Here is a 19,685-nt window from a genome sequence, read left to right on the forward strand (position 1 = left end):
TATTAAACTAATAACCAATAAAGATTATATTAGTTAAATATTACAAAATGATATAAGGGAGAGGGAATTATTGAACAAAATAAATTATTCTATTGTTGATGTTTTTTCACAAGGGAAATATACAGGTAATCAACTAGCTGTTTTTAAAAATGCTGGAAATATTTCTGATCATGAAATGCAACAAATAGCCAGGGAGGTTAATTATTCTGAAACTACTTTTATTTTATCTAATGTAAAACAAGACGAAGGATATGATGTTCGTATTTTTACTCCTAATGAAGAAGTTCCGTTTGCTGGACACCCGACTCTGGGAACGGCACATGTTATTCAAAACGAATTATTAGAAAACCCCCTTGATAAACTTCTGTTAAATTTTAAAGCTGGGCAGATACCAGTAGAATTCGATAATCAAAATGAAGTAATTTGGATGAAACAAAATGAACCAACTTTTGGACAGGTCCTAGAAGCAAATAAAATCTCTGAGATTTTAAATATTAATAAAGAGTACATAGATAATCAATTTCCTATTCAAGAGGTTTCAACAGGGCTTCCCGTTATTATTGTCCCCTTAAAATCGTTAGAAGCGGCCCAAAAAGTAAGGATAAATAAGGAAAAGTATTTTGAGTTAATTGAATATACAGATGCAAAAGCCATTATGGTTTTTTGCCCTGAAGCATATAGTTCGGAAAATGATATTAATGTTCGAGACTTTGCAGATTATTATGGTATTCCCGAAGATGCAGCTACTGGAAGTGCGAATGGCTGTTTAGCCTCCTACCTGGTTAAGTACCGTTTCTTCGAAAAAAGTGAGATCAATATTCGTGCAGAGCAGGGATATGAAATAAAAAGACCTTCTTTATTATTCCTAAAGGCAAGTGACGAAAACGGAAGAATAAGTGTTTATGTAGGAGGCAAGGTAGAAAAAATTGCGCAGGGTGAATGGTTTTTATAAATTTCTTTTTTAACGAAAGGGCATGTTAGTTGGAGAAGGAAACTGGAATGTTTTCAAGAATATATATTAATAGTGTAGTCTATTGACCAGCTAGAGGAACATACAGAAGCTATCCAAAAATAAGAAATCTATGGAGGTTTTTTATGTCAACTCAAATGAACTCCAGGGTAGAAGGAAACGTACTTGTATTAGAACGTGAATTTGATGCTCCAAAAACTCTTTTATTCCAGGCTTTTTCAGAAGAGGAACATCTAAAGAAATGGTGGGGACCTCGTGGTTGGATTTTAACAGTATGTGATATTGATTTTCGAGTAAATGGAGTCTGGCATTATTGTATGAAGTGTATGGACGAGAATCAGGGTGACTTTTTTGGCTTTGAATCCTGGGGAAAGGGAGTATACCAAGAAATTCTTCAGGGTGAAAAGATAGTTTATATTGATTATTTTTCAGATGCAGAAGGTAATGAAGCTGAGGGGATGCCTGCAACTCAAAGCACTTTATTATTTGAAGAAATTGAAGGGAAAACAAAGCTCACTAATCGTGCAGAATACGCTTCTGAAGAAGCATTAAAATCTGTCCTCGATATGGGAATGGAGCAGGGAATTAATGAAACATGGGATCGTTTAGAAGAGCATCTTGACTCGATTAAAAAATAATAGGAAAGCAATCCATCAAATATGGATTGCTTTTCATTTTGTTGAAATATGATATTGTCAAGCTAAATCAACTTCAGAGTCTAAACGTTTATGGATATTCTAGGTCTGGCTTGATCCCTTATGTGTGACGGTTCTTAGCCGAAGCATAGAAAAAGCGGCATTCGCGGGGCTGCCCGGACGCCGCCGATCTATCCAATTCATGTGACGGTTATTAATCATTTGTCTACAGTCTGAGCAATCCATCAAATATGGATTGCTTTTTTTATCAAACAAGAATTGTGTTTGTGAATTATGACACATAAGCTAACTGGAGCTTTAGTTGAAAAAGCGAACCATAAAGCTCGCTCCTTAATGCAACAAAATGAAATTATGTTGTGTTGGAAAAGCCTCAGCTGTCAAAGGCAGCCGGGGCTTTTAATATATAGTGTGGATGTACTGTTGACTAATTCTATTTGTAATCTCCCTGCCAACTAATGATATAATTGGAAAAACTGTTTACTTGAATGAACTGTTCTTTTTTTGAAAATAAAGGTAAAGTAAAAACAGAAATGAGGCCTAGAACAATGCGGTCTTTAGTAACGATCTTTTTATTATCCCTTGGCTTGATAATGGCCGGATGCAGCGAATCGGCAAAAACGGAACCAACTGAGGGGAAGCTGATATTATACGATGATGAACTGTTTCCAAAAGAAGATTCGCGCCACCTGCTGGCTCATACAGCAATCATTGGAGGAGATGCCGTCCGCTTGAGTGAACCGGCTAAAGTGATGGTCACTTATGAAATTTGGCAGAATGGAAAGAGAATCCAATCATCCGGTTCTTTTTCGAGTAGCAGTACAAATGAGATTGTTGCTTTTTCGGTTCGCCCGTCAATCAATCAGGCGGAGAGCCTTACGCTCACTATTTCTACGAATAATGGCTCTACTTCACATGGCTTACCAAAACCTGCATCAAGGTATAACTCAACCTCCTACGGCACAATATTTATGAGCGAAACACCGCTGCTTCCAGGTGAAAAACAGGCTGTCTGGGGTATGATCTTAACAGATGAGGCCGAAACATCCCTATCCGAGAAAGGCGTCAAGGCTGCAAAGTGGGGCTTGATTATTTATGTTGGAAGAGATGAATTTAAATAATTCGCTGGGAGATCATATTTTCCTTGTACGAACATGTAATAGATTCGGTACGTATAAAAGAGAGGGAATATAAAAATGAAATATATGATCTGGGTGATCCTCCTTGTCGTTTCATTCTCCGGATTTATAGTATTGGAAAAAGTATTTACGATGCCTCCTAATGTTACTTCTGGAAATGGAAATGTTGGGCTGCTGGTTATTTTGTGCTTATCGCCATTTTTCATTGCAAGCTGCTTTGCGACAGTGAAGATAACAAAGCGGATACTTGCAGGAAGAAGCAGCCAAAAACTAACTGTACTCGTCTTAATTCTTTGTTTGGTAAGCAGCCTGTTCTTATTATTTGCCATTACGGATTATGCGAACGAACTTATAGCTGCACTAGGAGGTTCTCCAGCCAATGAAAACTCACGAATTTACCGTTTTGGCTGGCTTAATCAGTATACAAACAGTTTGTTTTTTAACGTTTATACGTTCTTGCTAACTCATGTATTCAGTGTCATTGTTGGAGTTCTTTCCTGGAAAAGAACAATGAAAACAGGCAAATTACATTAATCAAAGTTTTGGTCTACTGTTGATCAGTAAAACAGCATGCAATAAAAAAGGGAATTATGTTGTATTAAGAACGCCCCAAATCTTTAGAATTTGGGTCATTTCTGAATTTAAGTGCAATCATGAAGAGATTTTTGTAATTCATCTTATTGAAACAACGAAGCAGAATAATATAAGAACAAAAATCCTAAATTTAGTGTAAAATTTTTTGATAAAGGAAATTGTTTATAAGGTGGGAGATATTATGAAAATATTTCAAGCTACAATTGAAGATTTAGAAGGAGTGTCAAATTTATTTAATTTGTATCGGATGTTTTATCAACAAGAATCTAGTTTAGAAGGTGCTAAGACTTACATAAAAGAACGTATAGAAAGCAGGGAGTCCGTTATATTTGTCGTTAAAGACAAACAAAACTATGTCGGCTTTACTCAACTTTACCCTACATTTTCATCTATATCTATGAAAAGAGCCTGGATATTAAATGACTTATATGTTGATGCAAATGCAAGAAAAAAAGGAGTAGGAGAAATGCTCTTACATAAAGCAAAAGAATACGCAATTGAAACAGGTGCTAAAAGCCTTAGTCTCAGTACAGCACCAGATAATTATTCTGCTCAAAGATTATATGAAAAAAACGGATACGAAAGGGATTCCCAATTTTATCATTATGAATTAAATTTAGCTGAATAACCTTCTTCAACTATAAGGGGGGCGTTAGTTAAATAAGTGAACCATGAAGCTTGTTTCTGAGGGTAAGATAAGGAGAATCATGTTGTTTTTCGGATGTATTGTAACACTAAAGAATCCCTGTAATTATAGAAGAAACTCGTCAAAAGGAGACTTTACCTTAATGAGAAAAGTCTTCTTTTGGACGAGTTTTATTTGCTTTTAGCGATTTTCTATTTATAAGCTATCATTCAATTAATACTCACTTTACTTTTAATCAAATTTGGTGGCGTTTTCCCTTGTAATCCCGCCACTACATTCGTTGCTCCAGCATAGCCATTTTTAACCGGGTTTCATAGGTAGCAGATCCGATGTGCGGCAAAGTCACTACATTTTCCATGGAAAGTAAAGGGCTGTCCGTTCTGATAGGCTCTTCAACAAACACATCAAGACCAGCAGCAAGAATTTCATTTATTTGTGAAGCATAAATCAAGGCCTCTTCACCTACCGTTTTTTTCTTGAGCCGTTGATAAAAATGACGGTGTTTTTCATTAATTCGAATTCTCTTTTTCCCATCATCTTTTCAGGTGAAGGTGTTAATGGCGTCATTAAACATACATAATCAGACTGCTGTAGCAATTCTTCCAATGAACAATAAGTAGCATTATATGTTTGTTCTGCTGGTTACCCATTTTTTAGTTTAAAAAAAACTGATAAGCAATTGAGCAGCTGACCATATGGCTAAGCCTGATGCAAGGAATAGACATACGTTTTCAAACCAATTGTTTTTGTAATTGCCCATCAAGCTTTTATTATTAGAAAGAATTAACATACCGATAGCAATGACAGGGAACCCGACAACGTTTAATGCATTTACAGCGATTGTCAGAGTAATAAAACCAGGCATGCCCGGGATAGACCAGATAATTGGCGTAACGAGTACAAAAAGCATGATCCACTTATACATAGGGTCCTTACTGTATTGACCTTCGTATTTTTCCTTCCGATCCTTGTTAATGACATAATAAGCATCTGTAATTAAGCGTGGGAAGCCTGTAGATTTACCTACAATACTGGCAAATAAAACACCAAAAACTCCCAGGTAAAAAATAAGCCAGCCTGTTTGCCCTAATGCCATTTCCAAAGCTTTAGCCAGGTCATCAATGGTTTCGACCTGAATGCCATTTGGTCTTAATATCTCTGCACCGATAATCCAAATTGCCAGGTTAATAACAATACATACACCAATAGCGAACAATAAATCATTTCGTTGAATTTTTAAATGAGCAGGCGTCGTCCAGCCTTTTTCTTTCATAAAATAAGGGTGAACAAAGTTAGAGATAGATCCAGCCACTGCACCAATGATTGAAATCGCAACCAAAAGTGCTCCGTGAACACCTGTATCACTTGGGATGCTAAAACCAACTGTTCCTTTCAATATTTGCCCCACATCCGGACTTGTTTGAAGGGCTAATACAAGGAAAGCGAGAGTCAGTAATCCTAAAATAGCTTTCATTACATTCTCAATCGTATTGTAAATGTTTCTTCCAATTAACAGCAAAATCAATACAACTACAATGACCGAGCCTAAAAAAGGTTGATTGATGTGAAGAAGAGTAGATAATACTTCTCCGGCTCCTTTAAGCATATAAGAATTAAATAAATGACCCATAATTAAAGCATAACCAAAAAGGAAGTAAGCAAAGAAAGGATGGATGCGTCCATAGCCCTCAAGAAGGGTAAGACCTTCTGTATTACACAGCTGAAAACGGGCAATGACATTTACAATAAGAAAACGAAGCATCAGGGACAGGGCTAATATCCACATTAAGCTATATCCATAATCTGCTCCAGCAACAGAAGAGGTTACTAAATCTCCAGCACCAAGCCATGTTAAAACGGCCAGAATACCAGGGCCAAACGTTTTGGCAAATCTCGTTATAACATTCCCTTTTTCTTTGACAATCTCAGGACTGGTTACAGTAGATTCAGCAAGGTTAGATTGATTTTTCACAGACTTTCCTCCATTCCAATATTGTGTATACGCTTTCAATTTTGCTGTGTAAACATGGTACATCTCGACATAAGCACCGACCTTAAAGATTGATATCAAATTCCGAAGAATTTTTTAAAGCTAGGTGTTCCTAAGTAATTCATTTCTCTTAAGGCCAATAATAATTTAAATATACGTATTGATATGGATGACCTGGTGGACCGAATTTGAATGGTTCGTGAAAAGTATGATTGAGAGATATTCTAAGAAGTTTTCATTTTTCTCCTTATTGATGAGTGAGAGGTAATTTGAATATCCAAAGGAGAATAAAGCTAGTGAATAAAAAAAGGTTTAAGTTTAAAAGCTGACTCTTACATTAAATTAGTTTTTGACTGTTGTTGTACGATCAGGATGAAACCTCCTTCCAATAAGAATTATTTGAATATTTCACTTTTTATATGGTAAGACAAATTAAATTGTAAGTCAATAAATTTAATGTTTATTAAATCATTAAAACAGAGTTTGTCAGCCAGAGAAGTTTGATCGTTTCGAGCATCTTACGCTTGAATCAGTGATGATGTTAACTGGTTTAACAAGCTGCGAGTTGGTGGAACACTGGGCTGCATAAGTCCAATTGAATACAAACGATCATCCTTAAGAAACTTGTCCTTACTTCATTTTCTTTATTATTGCATTACATTTTTATAGGATAGCTATTGATGAATTTTTTCTTGAACTAAGGCATTAGTTGAAAAAGTGAAACATAAAAATCGCTTTTGAATACAACATAAAAAAAGGGTATTATGTTGCATTTAAACGCACAAAAGAAAACAGGCGTCATCCCTTAATGATCAAGGGATGGCGCCTGTTTTAGTTAGAAAGGAGGAATTGAAATGCAATATGTTGAATAATAATATTACATTTAATATCACATGACAAATAAAATAGGAGGGTCTTTTTTGGTAGAAAAGCAAGGACAAAATACGGTCGATCCAATCCGGGATCCAGAACAAATCCAGGCAATGAAAGAATATCTGCTTCATAAATCTTATCGGGATTATTTTTTATTTGCCTTCGGTATTAATTCAGGGCTTCGCATTAGTGACATCGTAGGGCTGCGAGTAATGGATGTACGGAATACAGATCATCTACAAGTAAAAGAGAAAAGAACAGAAAAAATCCGGAAAATTCGGATGACAGGTGCCTTGAAACAGGAAATCGAAAAATACACGCGCCAAATGGCTGATTCTGACTTTCTTTTCCCTTCCCGTAAAGGTAAAGGAACAAGTCCAATCGGGCGTGAAACAGCCTGGAGGATCGTTAACAGCGCTGCACGCGCGTGTGGCATTCGAGGGGCCATCGGGACGCACACGATGCGTAAAACATTTGGATATCATTTTTACAAGCAGACGAAAGATGTGGCCATGCTGCAACAGATCTTTGGTCATTCAGCACCCTCTGTCACGCTGCGTTATATTGGCTTTACCGATGACATGGTAAATCAAGCCTTTGAAGAATTTTCTCTGTAAGGGCACGTCACATCAATAGACTTTACTGGAGGTTGTTGTTTTGTTGGAAGAAACCCGGCAATTGAAAAAAGATTTACAGGGAGTACAGGGGCATATCTTTTATTATTTTGAGGATACAAATAAATACGTGGAGAATGCCGTAGCTTATATTATGGCAGGCATTGAGCAGGGTGGCCAGGTTTTTGTTGCGGAAAACAGTAGGCTGTATTGTTTAATTCAGGACAAGCTGCAGTCTCTTTTAAATTCGGAGCAAATGAATAGAATATGTTACTCGAATAATTTTGATTTTTATTTCTCAAAGGGGACTTTTCATCCTGAAGCTCTTATGAAGCATTGCAGGCAAGCGGTAGATTCTTTGGTTGAAAAGGAAGTGCCAGTCCGAACATGGGGGCACATAGAATGGGGAAAAGAGCATAAGCTTGATCGAGAAATAGAAATATATGAGAAAAAGTTGGATCAAATGCTCTTTTTAGATCACATAGCATCTGTTTGTGCTTATGATGCCAGCCGTGTTTCGGAATCTCTTAAAAGAACGTTATTAGAATCTCATGAATTTTTTATGACTGATGATGAAATTATGAAGGTTTAAAGAAAATCAAACGAATGCTTCCATGTCTTGTATAATTTCTGAAAGTTTGCTATAAATAGAAATCAATTAAATCGAGCGGAAAAAGCAAAAGCGTGTTGTAAGTGGGTCGCCGTCCTTTTACAATCGTCCACCGTGATAGCGCCACGGTAAATACCTGAATTTGCCCTTCTGTTACATTGATGCCTGTATTTTGCGACATTTAAACGTAACTTTCAAGGGGAAAGTCTACCTTTTACAGTCGTGCAAAAGACGTGTTTACCGATTTTATGCGGTAAAGGCGTCTTTTTATTTTCCGAAAAGGCGACAAAACCATGACAGCAGAATCGTAAGCATGGAAGAATTCAACCAAATGCTGAGCTACAACGTATGTATAGAGAATAAAGATCAGCAGCAAAGGAAATGGTAAAAATGAAATATCAATTACATTTTACTGTCCCGACATTTACTGAGGAGTTTGATGTCTTTCCAAATCCTGATAATTATGATTACTGGGTTCCTTTAATGAGAACCTTTATCGAGCAATCAGACACTATAGAAATTCATTGCTGGAATGACGAGAAAGATATTATTAAGGAAACGAACCTGTTATTTAAAGACTCTGCTGAAATAATACATGGAAGGGATATTACTATTATCAAAGGAAGCAAAACAGAAGATATTTTAAACCATCTGTTGTATAAGAACGTAAAAATAAACGGGAAATTAAAATGGTTTTCAATTTTTTTAAGCCGAAACAAGGTGACTCTTCTTCATTCTGAACATTGGGGAACAGCGTTTTTTGCACCAAATCTCAGTGAGGAAGACATAGCATTTACCAAATCCGTAACGCCGAAGAAAACAAATTTTAACCTGTACAAATAAAACAGTTTGGACGAACTGTTGACTAACCGACATCACTGTTCTCCTCCTCCAATTATTGGTATAATGAAGAGAGGAAGGAGAGATTTCAGCTATGAATAAACGGCCGTTCATTACTTTTTGTTTTATAGCAATTCTTCTTTTCTTAACGGGCTGCCAATCCGACAACTCTCAAGCTCACAAAGATTTGGAGACAGATTCAGATTCCTATCTTACTGAGGAAGCTGCTGTTCAAGAAGTCCCAAGTTCGGAAAATGGTATTTCCATTACAACAGAAAAAGCTCAATATCCACAGTCGGTTGAAACAATAATCATTAAAATTCAAAATGACAGCAATGAAGAATTCATGACAGGTACTCAGGTTTTTTTAGAAAAAAATATAGAAGGTACATGGTATGAGGTCCCAATGAAAGCAGAATTTTTCACAGAGGAAGGAATCATTCATCCTCCTGGTGAATCGTCTATTGGTCTGGATATTAACGACTTGAAATACGCACTGACTCCAGGTCAATACCGAGCTACTGTTGAAAGGCTCGCTGCTCCCTTTGAAGTGGTAGAATGAGAAAGAGCCGTTTTAGGTTCTTTCTCTTTTTGGTGAACTGTGGACATAGTCATTTACTCAACAGTTTCGATCCCCTGATACCCATTCGCAGAGTGCTTCTGCCCATTATATGAACGTAATGTTAAGTAAACGAACGAAATCTGTGTTATACTTTATTGATAATTAAATACATCCACTGGATCCTTTTTGACTTTTCTTAGTCACTTTCCTTTGAATGGGAAAGGAGACAATAGAAAATGTCTTTAAATCATTTAAAAGAGATGTTACAAATGCTGTGCTACTTCAATTCCGTTGAGATTACTCATACATTTAGCAAACATGGACAAGCTTTTTTAACAGCTAGCTGCAAAAAAAACACTGAAACCATACAATTAACATTTCTTGAAAATCAAACGATTGAATATTATGCCGATATAGAAGAAGCGGCAACTGTCATTGAAAGAATAATAAGTGAATAAGCAGCTTCATTAAACCGCTAATTACTTTTTAGAGGTTTTTTTTATTGCATCATTTTGGTCAACTGCTGCTTAAGATAAGAGCAGCATTGCTTATTCATATGGACGTACCATTAAGCAACCGTACATTTACTCATACTCCTTGAGGCAGCGCATAACCGCTATAAATTTCCAAGAAGGGTGTTTCCTTGTAGGCTGGTCTGTGCTTTCGTAGTATCCATCCATGTCAGTAATCCGCGCTTTCATAGCCTCCAAATAACTTCAAGCGCAATATTGTCCCACTCAGCTTAAATCCATCCTTTATTGATGCAATATAGATAATGGTTCAGTAATTTGTAATATAGCTTGTGAAAACGTGGAAAGAGTAACAGAACAAATAGCCAGATTTATGATGAAACATAAAAACTCGTGAAAAGGATGAAGAGGATGCCAATAAGAAGGTTATTTCAGAAAAAAGATCAAGTAGCGTTGTTTTGGCAGTGGTTCGAAGAGTCGCAGCAGGCATATCACGACCTGTCAGAAGAGCAATTAGAGAATTCTTTTGAGCAGCTTGAGACAAAATTGCATAAGGTAAACAAAGAACTTGTCTTTGAATTCAGTGCGGAGTTGGTAAGTGGGAAAAGAGAGTTTATTATCAGTGCGGATGGTTTGGAGGAAGTATTTCCGTCTGTAATAGAATTAGTAGATAGAGCACCGAAGCTACAAAACTTCGATATTATTGCATTTAGACAGCCGTCCCAAGAGGAATGTGAAGTATCTATTGATGGCATAACCCTTACCAGTGAACAGGTGTATTTTGACTATCTGTTCAACCCGGAAACAGAATTAGTAGATCTTAAATTTTTTATAAAAGATTTTGACCCGGATAACATGGTGTACGACCAGGCAGTATTTATTATGATGGATTCGGTGCTTGGTGAGTATGATGCCGCCACAAAAGTAAATAGCATCGAACTGCAAAAGCTAAGCGAAAAAGAAGGGCTATTTCCAATTATGGAATTACGAAAAAAGATAGTCGGATAACAAAAAATAGCATTATCACTTTTAATGTATGAGGAACGGTTAAACGGCAGTATTGACATTTCATGAAAAGAACAAATAAAGGAGCAAGTACATTTCCTTATTTGTTCTTTTTCCGTGGGTTAAAGTACATTGTTTCGCAAACTTTTGTAAGTTTGGAATTATAGCCTCGATTTAATGAAATTCATTGGACCCGAGCATTAGGATTTTATTGTTAGCCTCGCCCAATGGTATCGTTTAACTTCTTGCGATACTTATCCTTCCAGGTTTTCTCATCCTTTACCAGGTCGTCGCAGAAAGCAGCCACGTCCTCGCCCGTAAGGTCAGTGACTTTCTTGCCTTCCGCTGCTCCTTCCTCGAAGAGCTCGAGAATGCCATGAAAAATACGGCTGCTGTCCTTCCAGTCGGTAGGGCCACCACCAGCACTCCACATATATTTTTGAATCGCTTTGTAAGCGTTGTGGTACTCAACTGGAAGTGCCTTCGCCCGTGCCTCCATTGCCCTCCATTCCCGCTTGTCATCCAGACCTCCGATAATTTTTTCGAAAATATTCATTTACTTCTCTCCTTTGGCTTTATTAGTTTTGAGTTCGTTCATTTTACTTGAGATGAAGTCCCATTTTCCCCAAAAAATTTCAAGCTGCTCTTGCCCTGCTGCGTTGAGTGTGTAAAATTTTCTCGGCGGTCCCTTAGTAGATGTTTTTTTCTCGATGTCCACCAGATTGTTTTTCTCAAGCCGCATGGTAATGGTATAAACTGTGCCTTCAACCACATCGGTGAAGCCGAGTTCTCGAAGCTGCTGCGTGATTTCATACCCGTAAGTTTCACCACGGCTAATGATTTCGAGCACGCAGCCCTCAAGCACCCCTTTCAGCATTTCCGTGATATTTTCCAAATGTTTTCCTCCATTTGTATTTCACTTATATTTTAGTACTTTGTACCACTGCTATTCAGTATTACTTATTACAGGTATATAGTATCACGTAGTAGCGTCATCTGTCAATGATGAAAAAGCTATTGTTTTCTTGAACAATCCCGCCCATTAGTTAAATAAGAAAATCTAGATTATCCTTGGATGAGTCTTTTTTTCAGTAAGCTATTGAAAAGCCTTTTACTTAACAGTTTCAATCAATTGTCATCTCATTTAAAATGGACAAGACTTGCCTCCAGATGAATACTGTTGCGTCAGATCAAACAAAGAAGGATGGATTTAGAAGTAAATTAAACAACAAACCTGAAGCTCCTGTGATAAACTAAAATGTATTATTATGGAATTTATTTCGGGAGGAAAGTGAATTGCAGCAGAGAATGGTTTATTTTTTTATCGGCGTGATGATTCTTTTTTTAATTGGATGCTTAGAGGACGGTTTATTACAACTGAACCTTGTTCATTTTCTTATTTTCCTTATTGTACTCTTTATCGCTGGACATGCAGTTGAAGAGCATAAGAAATTTCATTTCACCCAATTGACGAGAGTAGAGGTACGAGAATTGTATCCAAAATCAGAAAATGAGTTTTTGATTTTGGAGGAAACAGATTTCGATACAATAAGAGAAGCCTTGGAAAAAGTCGAATGGAAGCCAAATAGAATGGTGGATATTCAAGGTGAGAGGGCGATAATCACTACTTTCTTTTACACATTTGAAGAGGACAGGACGGAAGCTTTATCTTTTTATGAATTTTTTCTTATGAAAGAGGGAAGTATCTCTCTCCGCAGTGGAAAAGAAAAAGAAGGCTACGGAGAGCTAAGTAAAGAGCATGCAGAAAGTTTAAAATATCTGCTTTTTTAAATCTATCCAATGAACAACAGTCCATCCATAGGAGAAAGCAGCCGTTAACCAGAGTGATGGTATAATGACGCTTTACCTGCAAAGTATTTACTCGATATAAAAGCAAGTAGTTTGGATCCCGATGTCCCCACTATATTTTTTTCTAAAAAAAGAATTTCTTTTTATGTGTGAAAAAATAGGTCCTTACGAAGTCTCAGATAAAAACTAGCTTCGTAAGAACTTAAAAGTAAAATTGTATACTATTTAAAAAGATTCCATTGTCTTTTCTAATGGTGAATCGTTCCAGTTAAGGTGGAGATAAGCTCAATCCCTGCCTTTACCGTTCCGCAGCTTTTTCCGCTGCTAATGTTGTCTATTCATGCTTGAACAGCTTCTAAAGCTCGGCTCTGGAGCTATAGTTCAATTCAGTCAGAGAAATAGGCTAATCAACAGCAGACCGATATTATTGATTAAGTTATTCTTTCAACGAATTATTTAGATTCATCTCTTTCAAAGTAAATAATCAATCCCCACTTTGAATCCCTAATGCCTTGTTCTGATAAGGAAGCTTTATCTTCATCTGTTAAGATTATTCCCCAGACAGCCTGTTTATGGCTTGGGAGGAGCGGCGTTTTGTTGATAAATAATGTGCTATAAGTCGTTACATTATATTCTTGTGCAGGTTTTTGTCAATCAAATATAGCAGCGCCACTGTTGGTGGAAGTGGTGAGTGTGAGTCCTTCTGCCTGATTGGTTGACGGACGCACAGAAAAAGCGATGAGCTCATCTTTACTATTACTTGAAAAGGCATTGGCTAGCTGGATCCTTTCTCCGTTTTGGCAAATCTCATAAGTCACAATGACCTTAGCTGGTTCATTCAGGCGAACAGCATCGCCACCAAGGATCGTAGTATGAGACTGAAGATGACGTGAATCTTCTTCCGGCAACAATTCATCATCAATTAGTAACAGCTCTCCCTCAGTTGAATCCGTTTTGGCCGATCCGCTGCAACCGGACGGTATCAAGCTAAGGGAGAATAAAAAGGTTGCTACTAAAAGCTGCATTGTTCCAACCTCATTTCTTTTTTATTTTACTCTTATTTTTAAATAGAACAGTTGATTCTAATGAATGGCATATTTTTCTGTTGTACCATTGTTTGGTAAATGAGTAACAAGTAAAGCTAATTAACAATTCGCCTATAAAGAGGACTTAATATTAATGAAAAAGTTAACTGCTTCATAAGTGATATCTAGTTATAATGAGTAAAAGGGGATGTTTTTTTGAAAACTGCTTATATATTTTTTCTGAGTATAATCACCGTGCTTTGCTTATTGGCAGCTTGTTCAAATGAAAAAAACAAGGCCACTAGCTCTACAGATTCGGATAAACAAACACTAGAAAAATTCCAAGGCCATGTTGTAGAAAAAGGGTTTCAAGACGATGGAAGAGAAAAAGTATTAATTGTAAAAGGTATCACAGAAGAGGATGCTTTAAAAGCAAGCTATGATAGCGTAGCTAAAAATGAAAACCATGAGAATATTGTCTGGTTCATCAATGATCAAAACTATTTTCAGGAAATCAAAAAAGGAGAGAAGGTAAACGTTTGGTGGAACACCAAACAAGCTACCACTTTGCCTTCTATTCTTACCGTAGAAGCTGAAAAGGTAGAGGTCGTACAAAAATTAGAGCAAGCTGCTTTAAAAGAAAAAACTGAATCAAATGAAGATTTATCTACAACCACCGGATATATTCAAAGTAAAAACACCACGTCTATCTGGATTACTTCAAAGCCAGGTGACAAGAAGAATGGAACGATATTCGATATAGCAGCAATTGATAAAAACAAAACCTCTGCATTAAAAACGGGACAAAAAGTACAAGTTACCCATTATTCTGATTTAATGTATACCAATCCTGCGCAGGGCACAGCAGTTGAAATTGAGCTTTTGGAAGAAGGAAATGCTGTGGTACAAGGTTATATCGTTAGGAAAGATGAAGGTACAATAAGGGTTATGGACCAAATTACAAAAGAAGAAATCGTAGGAAAAAGCCATGAGGGACTAGAAGCATATTTAAGAAAACAGTACGACAGTGAAGGATATAGTATTGGTTTAGAAGTAATAGATGAAAAAACGAAATCGTCACTCCAGATTGGACAAAAAGTGACGGTAACGATGGATTGGGTATTTTTTACGTCGCCTTTAAGCGGAACGGCCCTAGAAATAAAAATTGAAGAAAAGTAATTTGATGGGGCGGCTCTATGCTAAATATTAATAGGGCCGCTTACATTTTGAGTGGTAGCCGGATATCAATAAGCTTTACAACGTTCTAAAAGAGCGATCTTCTCATTAGCAATTCGTTCATGAAGATGAGCTGCGGCAGCTTGAGTTTAGTCATCAATAAACTGAACTGTTAAGTAAAAGGCGTTTTCAATATTTGGGTCAAGGAAAGGCTTGTCAAAGGGTACTATGAATTTTCACGTTAAACTGTCGGGCGGTAAGTTGAACAAGAAGCAGCTAATAGTAACTACGGCAAATTATCATTATAGGTGTGTGAGTAAGTGCTTATGAAGGGAGAACAAAATATGCCTGTTATTGAGCATCAGCAATTTATTAAAGTACCTGTTGAAGTATGCTTTGACCTTGCAAGAAATGTGGATATTCATACGCAAACGACTGCTAAAACAAAGGAAAGAGCCATTGGTGGAGTGACAAAAGGGTTATTAGAACAGGGAGATACGGTTACCTGGGAAGCCATTCACTTTGGTATTAAACAACGGTTGACAGCCAAAGTGACAGTAATGGAAAAACCTTATAAGTTTGTGGATATTATGGTGAAGGGAGCTTTCCAATCCTTTGTTCATACCCATCAGTTTATTGAAGCAGCAGGAGGAACCATCATGAGAGATACATTCCAATATAAATCGCCACTTGGTTTAATGGGCGTTGCAGCCGATAAGTTGTTTTTAGAAAAATATATGAGAGCATTTATTATTTCTCGTGCAAAAGAACTGAAAAAGATCGCCGAAAATATCGATTAATCTTCTCTAAACAAGGATTAGTTGCAGAAGGAATAAAACAAGCTGCTCTTAGTTCAAGTGGCAGCTGGCTGATACTGTTGATTCAATAAAGCTTTTGTTGGTGAGGATATAAATTTGGTCCCGTTTACTCGCACATTTAAGACTTTCCTATAACGGAATAGACGGCTAAAATAGCTTCCAGTTCTTTTATTAAACCCCGTAAATAAGATTGATCTGATTCAAATTCAAAATGAAGAAAGTCGATCTGACCTTCCTCAAATGGAATCCTAGCAGTCATTTCATTATTGTAATCAACAACCGAAACTGTGCTTCTATATTAAAAGCCTTCATTATGTGATACATTATCATTTTCCAGCTGTTCTTAAAATCAAATATTTTCATTTTATTGATTGTTATGCACTCCTTTGGTCAGCCTTTTGAGGTTACCATTCTCTCCACTCTTCAGTTATGTCCTCTTCAGATTCTAACCCGGCTAATTTTGCACCCTCCTCAATAAATTCAGCCAATTCCTCTCTTTCCATCGTTTCAATAAAGTAATCATATTTGTCGTTTAATTCATTTAATCTAATAACAACTTCCTTGACACGTTCCAGTATAGCTTTCTCTGTTGGCATATCTCCAAGTTCTTTTAAACTGCTGATGTAAAAATCCAGAACTTCATTCGTTGCATTAATATTTTCATCAGTGAAAAGATCGTCGTCTTCATCTATTCTTTGTTTCCATTCCAACGTTGGCTTGTTTTGGATAAGTTCTTCAAAAGTCATCATTTCAACCTCCAGGGATAGGTAAGTATCTTTATTAGCTATTTTACCGCATTTCCCGTTGAAGTAATTACCCGATTAAACAACACTTATGCCTGCTTAGGCAGTTGACCGAAACTTTCAGTGAATGATAAAAGCGATCTGTACCCTTTTTATTAGACTCTATTAACGTTAATGGTGATTTTTTGTGAAAAATAGATGATGCGAATATGTAGATAGTAGGTGGTGCACGTGAAACGTCTAACTATCAGGCACTGCTGGACGAAGAATTGAATGCAGATCGCAAAGAACATAGGAAAAAGCCGTTCTCCTCACGAGTAAAGAAATATATTCCTTTTATGTTTTGGTCCTCTTCTAAGAAATAAACAGCATAACGTGCTGCCAAAAGGATGGAAGTCTAATTTGTATGTTTATACATTTTCATATTTAAATTGTAGGGCAGAAAGCCGATATGATAGAGGTATCCACGTTCTAAAATTCTATATTATTCAGGAGGGTAGAGAATGAAAATAAAAACACGGCTAATTATGACCGTATCCATTCTTATGGCAGTAATTCTGCTAATAGCGAGCTTTGCTTTTTATATCATTCATACAATGGCAGAAAGAAATAGTTTGCTGCAGGATAAAATGGAGATTCAAAAAACAATCATTGGCATTCAATACCGCTTGGCGGGATTATCAAATGATGAAAGAGCTCTTATTATAACAGGCGATAGCCAATTTGCAGAAGGCATGGAAGAAAAAGCAGCGGATATCCATAAAAAAGTGGAACAAATCAAAAGCCTGACCCACGAAAAGAAATACGAAGAAAGTATCCAGGGAATTGAAGAAAACTTCAATAAAATGTGGGAAATAAATCAACAGGTGGTCAGTATCTATAAGATAGATCCCAAAGAAGCAAAAAACCTGCATTTTGGCGAGGAAAGGACACTGCGAAAAGAAGTGTTGGACCCATCGGTAGACGAATTTGTGGAGGCTCTTAACAAAGAGGTATCGAGTATCGAGTCTACCGTTGATCGTGATTCCGATTTTAGTAAAGCCACTCTTTTTCTTTTATCCCTTGCTGCGTTAGCAGTGGGTATTGTTTTAAGCGCACAACTCTTAAAAGCGATTTTAATCCCTTTAGGGGATGTAAATCATCAATTAAAAGAAATCGCTTCAGGCGATGCTGATCTAACCAATCAAATAGAAGTGTCGGGCAACAACGAATTCGGCCAGCTGGCCAATTCTTTCAATCGTTTTATGGAATCTTTGAGAAATATGATCACTCAAATTAGAACATCATCTGAACAAGTGGCCGCGGCTTCTGAAGAATTGTCAGCTGGTGCCGAACAGTCAAAGGATACTTCAGAACACATTTCTGCCACCATGCAAGTAATCACACATTGTAACAGTGAGCAAAGCCAGTTGACAGGCAGCAGTCTTAAGGCAGTAACGGATTCGCTTAACAGCATTCTTTCCGTAACTGCAAATACATCAAAAGTGGCCGAAGTATCATCAAATATGAGAACACAAGCAGAAAGCGGCGCCCATTCCGTAAAAGAAATGCTTGAACAAATGCATTCCATTCATCAATCTGTGGATAAGGCGGATAAAGGAGTTCATTCACTGGTCTCAAGTGCTACAACCATCAAGGAGATTTCAACCCTTATTACGGATATATCCAGCCAGACAAATTTACTTGCACTAAATGCGGCTATCGAGGCGGCCAGAGCAGGAGAGCACGGCAAAGGATTTGCGATTGTTGCAGAAGAAGTTAGGAAATTAGCGGACCAAACCAATCAATCTGCAAACGATATTCATGGCCTTGTATCAACGATCCAAAGTGAATCGAATGAGACCGTTTCTAACATTCAGCTTGTCAGGGAAAATGTGAATGATGGAATTCTTCTTTCTAAAGAAACGGTTATAAACTTTGACGAAATTTTAGCTTTAATCGGGCAGGTAACCATTCAAATACAAGAAGTAGCAGCCGGGAGCAAGTTTATCACAAATGGATTTGAAGAAGTTCAGAAAACAATAAAAGTTATGGCCCGGGGTGCGCAAGATATACTAGAAAGTACTGAAACGACAGCAGCAGCTGGTGAGCAGCAGCTGGCCTCTATAGAAGAGATTTCAAATGCGTCCCATTCATTATCTGAATTAGCTGAAGAATTGCAGGGAATGGCTGCCCGGTTTAAAGTTTAAAAAAAACATGCTCCAAAGGGATACTTAGGAGCATGTTTTTTATATTACCAGTTTGATTTTTACCTAATGGCGAGTTACTAAGACAGCTTAAAGAACTAATGTTTGAACTGGCCCTTAAAATAAAAAATAAATTACGTTTTGCCGAATATCACATCCATATAGTTAGGCAGCCATTGACTAAAGCTGTTGATTAATTTAAATTGCCTGAATGCATGTAATTTATTGTTCTCATTCAATAGCAAGGTTACCGACGTATTGAGCGGTTCCACTATCTGATTCAATATTTATTTCTAATACATAGTCGCCTTTTTCATTTGGAAAAAACATGGTGCGGTTTTTTAATTCTACTTTTTGCTTTTCATTCTCTTTCCAAACAAAAACAGTCATCTCTTTAAGTTCAAAATCCTCATGGTCAAAGATAATATCTCCATTGTATCCAGAGCCAAGAATCATTTTCTTTTGTTTTTTTGCAAACAATAAAATGTCTTTCACCTCTTTTTGGTATGGTTTATTTTCTTCCCCAATCCAGTCTACATTTGCTTCTACTATATCTTTCAATTCAGCTGAAGCGTTGCCGTTATTGACATACAATTCAATATTAGGTGGAGTGAAATCGTAATTCTCTCCTATACAACCAGATAATAAAAAAATGAAAAATACCCAGGCAGACGCCTTGAAAAAACGCCTCATTAAAATCACTCCCTTGCTTCCTTATATTGTATTTAACGTAACATATCTAATTAGTTTTTATATGAATAAACAACTCAATAGTTGAACGATCCTGTTAAGTAATAGGCTTTTCAATAACTTGTTCAAAAGATGGCTCATCCGAGGATAATATAGATTTTTTGTTTAACTAACGGAGCAGTTCAAGGGAGGAAAAACATTTATTATAAGTAAAAATTTATCAATTTTAATATTGACTAACAAATCCAATGCAAAAGCATAAAACAATATAG

The 19,685-nt window shown here is 36.9% G+C and carries 23 protein-coding genes and 1 pseudogene; 15 read left to right on the forward strand and 9 right to left on the reverse strand.

What is annotated here, in order from left to right; translation table 11 throughout:
* Window positions 1-70 precede the first annotated feature (70 nt).
* From VP97_RS04800 to VP97_RS04820, 5 genes are all read left to right on the forward strand, one after another.
* Window positions 71-952 carry a PhzF family phenazine biosynthesis protein gene (locus tag VP97_RS04800; RefSeq protein WP_050180555.1) on the forward strand — a complete coding sequence of 294 codons (882 nt, stop codon included), beginning with the start codon at window positions 71-73 and terminating at the stop codon, window positions 950-952.
* 143 nt (window positions 953-1,095) lie between these two features.
* Window positions 1,096-1,608, forward strand: a complete 513-nt coding sequence (locus VP97_RS04805; protein ID WP_050180556.1) for an SRPBCC domain-containing protein — start codon at window positions 1,096-1,098, stop codon at window positions 1,606-1,608.
* A 563-nt stretch (window positions 1,609-2,171) separates the two neighbouring features.
* Entirely contained in the window at window positions 2,172-2,744 is a 573-nt protein-coding gene (locus VP97_RS04810; protein ID WP_050180557.1) for a hypothetical protein, read from the forward strand.
* Between the two features lie 75 nt (window positions 2,745-2,819).
* Complete coding sequence (locus VP97_RS04815) at window positions 2,820-3,296, forward strand: small integral membrane protein 15 (protein ID WP_245629837.1); 477 nt, start codon at window positions 2,820-2,822, stop codon at window positions 3,294-3,296.
* A 241-nt stretch (window positions 3,297-3,537) separates the two neighbouring features.
* Entirely contained in the window at window positions 3,538-3,984 is a 447-nt protein-coding gene (locus VP97_RS04820) for a GNAT family N-acetyltransferase (RefSeq protein WP_050180559.1), read from the forward strand.
* A gap of 227 nt (window positions 3,985-4,211) precedes the next feature.
* On the opposite strand, the pseudogene VP97_RS23180 reads toward VP97_RS04820, so the two are convergent.
* A pseudogene (locus VP97_RS23180) lies at window positions 4,212-4,641 on the reverse strand (NAD(P)-dependent oxidoreductase); the annotation flags it as partial.
* A 19-nt stretch (window positions 4,642-4,660) separates the two neighbouring features.
* A complete protein-coding gene (locus VP97_RS04830) occupies window positions 4,661-5,974 on the reverse strand; it encodes an Nramp family divalent metal transporter (protein WP_216594915.1) in 1,314 nt (437 codons plus the stop codon).
* 911 nt (window positions 5,975-6,885) lie between these two features.
* Between VP97_RS04830 and VP97_RS04835 the strand changes: the two genes are divergently transcribed.
* The gene (locus VP97_RS04835) at window positions 6,886-7,482 is read left to right on the forward strand and encodes a site-specific integrase (RefSeq protein WP_050180561.1); all 597 of its coding nucleotides are present in this window, start codon (window positions 6,886-6,888) and stop codon (window positions 7,480-7,482) included.
* Between the two features lie 40 nt (window positions 7,483-7,522).
* Entirely contained in the window at window positions 7,523-8,071 is a 549-nt protein-coding gene (locus VP97_RS04840) for an MEDS domain-containing protein (RefSeq protein WP_050180562.1), read from the forward strand.
* 49 nt (window positions 8,072-8,120) lie between these two features.
* On the opposite strand, the gene VP97_RS23710 is transcribed toward VP97_RS04840, so the two are convergent.
* Window positions 8,121-8,270, reverse strand: a complete 150-nt coding sequence (locus tag VP97_RS23710; protein ID WP_156153417.1) for a hypothetical protein — start codon at window positions 8,268-8,270, stop codon at window positions 8,121-8,123.
* 209 nt (window positions 8,271-8,479) lie between these two features.
* Here VP97_RS23710 and VP97_RS04845 point away from each other — a divergent pair, with 209 nt between their 5' ends.
* The 3 genes from VP97_RS04845 to VP97_RS04855 all read left to right on the forward strand — a co-directional run bounded on the left by VP97_RS04845 (window position 8,480) and on the right by VP97_RS04855 (window position 9,949).
* Window positions 8,480-8,932, forward strand: a complete 453-nt coding sequence (locus tag VP97_RS04845; RefSeq protein ID WP_050180576.1) for a hypothetical protein — start codon at window positions 8,480-8,482, stop codon at window positions 8,930-8,932.
* A gap of 91 nt (window positions 8,933-9,023) precedes the next feature.
* Window positions 9,024-9,491, forward strand: coding sequence for an immunoglobulin-like domain-containing protein (locus tag VP97_RS04850; RefSeq protein ID WP_050180563.1), 468 nt, complete (start codon window positions 9,024-9,026; stop codon window positions 9,489-9,491).
* A 236-nt stretch (window positions 9,492-9,727) separates the two neighbouring features.
* Window positions 9,728-9,949, forward strand: a complete 222-nt coding sequence (locus VP97_RS04855; protein WP_050180564.1) for a hypothetical protein — start codon at window positions 9,728-9,730, stop codon at window positions 9,947-9,949.
* 126 nt (window positions 9,950-10,075) lie between these two features.
* Here the strand turns inward: VP97_RS04855 and VP97_RS24895 are convergent, their stop codons facing one another.
* A complete protein-coding gene (locus VP97_RS24895) occupies window positions 10,076-10,201 on the reverse strand; it encodes a DUF7660 family protein (protein ID WP_425388443.1) in 126 nt (41 codons plus the stop codon).
* Between the two features lie 171 nt (window positions 10,202-10,372).
* Between VP97_RS24895 and VP97_RS04860 the strand changes: the two genes are divergently transcribed.
* Entirely contained in the window at window positions 10,373-10,969 is a 597-nt protein-coding gene (locus VP97_RS04860; RefSeq protein ID WP_050180565.1) for a hypothetical protein, read from the forward strand.
* A gap of 211 nt (window positions 10,970-11,180) precedes the next feature.
* On the opposite strand, the gene VP97_RS04865 is transcribed toward VP97_RS04860, so the two are convergent.
* The gene (locus VP97_RS04865; protein WP_050180566.1) at window positions 11,181-11,522 is read right to left on the reverse strand and encodes a DUF1048 domain-containing protein; all 342 of its coding nucleotides are present in this window, start codon (window positions 11,520-11,522) and stop codon (window positions 11,181-11,183) included.
* A complete protein-coding gene (locus VP97_RS04870; protein ID WP_050180567.1) occupies window positions 11,523-11,861 on the reverse strand; it encodes a PadR family transcriptional regulator in 339 nt (112 codons plus the stop codon).
* 401 nt (window positions 11,862-12,262) lie between these two features.
* On the opposite strand from VP97_RS04870, the gene VP97_RS04875 reads away from it, so the two are divergent.
* Window positions 12,263-12,757 carry a hypothetical protein gene (locus VP97_RS04875; RefSeq protein WP_050180568.1) on the forward strand — a complete coding sequence of 165 codons (495 nt, stop codon included), beginning with the start codon at window positions 12,263-12,265 and terminating at the stop codon, window positions 12,755-12,757.
* A gap of 668 nt (window positions 12,758-13,425) precedes the next feature.
* Here VP97_RS04875 and VP97_RS04880 read toward each other — a convergent pair.
* Window positions 13,426-13,800, reverse strand: a complete 375-nt coding sequence (locus VP97_RS04880) for a hypothetical protein (RefSeq protein ID WP_050180569.1) — start codon at window positions 13,798-13,800, stop codon at window positions 13,426-13,428.
* Window positions 13,801-14,016: 216 nt separating this feature from the next.
* Between VP97_RS04880 and VP97_RS04885 the strand changes: the two genes are divergently transcribed.
* Window positions 14,017-14,979 carry a DUF3221 domain-containing protein gene (locus VP97_RS04885; protein ID WP_050180570.1) on the forward strand — a complete coding sequence of 321 codons (963 nt, stop codon included), beginning with the start codon at window positions 14,017-14,019 and terminating at the stop codon, window positions 14,977-14,979.
* 341 nt (window positions 14,980-15,320) lie between these two features.
* Window positions 15,321-15,776, forward strand: coding sequence for an SRPBCC family protein (locus tag VP97_RS04890; RefSeq protein WP_050180577.1), 456 nt, complete (start codon window positions 15,321-15,323; stop codon window positions 15,774-15,776).
* Between the two features lie 422 nt (window positions 15,777-16,198).
* Here the strand turns inward: VP97_RS04890 and VP97_RS04895 are convergent, their stop codons facing one another.
* Window positions 16,199-16,540 (reverse strand): hypothetical protein, encoded by a 342-nt coding sequence (locus tag VP97_RS04895; protein WP_050180571.1) that lies wholly within the window; start codon window positions 16,538-16,540, stop codon window positions 16,199-16,201.
* Between the two features lie 500 nt (window positions 16,541-17,040).
* Between VP97_RS04895 and VP97_RS04900 the strand changes: the two genes are divergently transcribed.
* Window positions 17,041-18,726 carry a methyl-accepting chemotaxis protein gene (locus VP97_RS04900; protein ID WP_050180572.1) on the forward strand — a complete coding sequence of 562 codons (1,686 nt, stop codon included), beginning with the start codon at window positions 17,041-17,043 and terminating at the stop codon, window positions 18,724-18,726.
* 228 nt (window positions 18,727-18,954) lie between these two features.
* On the opposite strand, the gene VP97_RS04905 is transcribed toward VP97_RS04900, so the two are convergent.
* Entirely contained in the window at window positions 18,955-19,425 is a 471-nt protein-coding gene (locus VP97_RS04905; RefSeq protein ID WP_050180573.1) for a hypothetical protein, read from the reverse strand.
* Window positions 19,426-19,685: the final 260 nt, after the last annotated feature.

It is taken from the genome of Domibacillus robiginosus (assembly GCF_000966195.1).
Classification (GTDB): Bacteria; Bacillota; Bacilli; order Bacillales; family Domibacillaceae; genus Domibacillus; species Domibacillus robiginosus.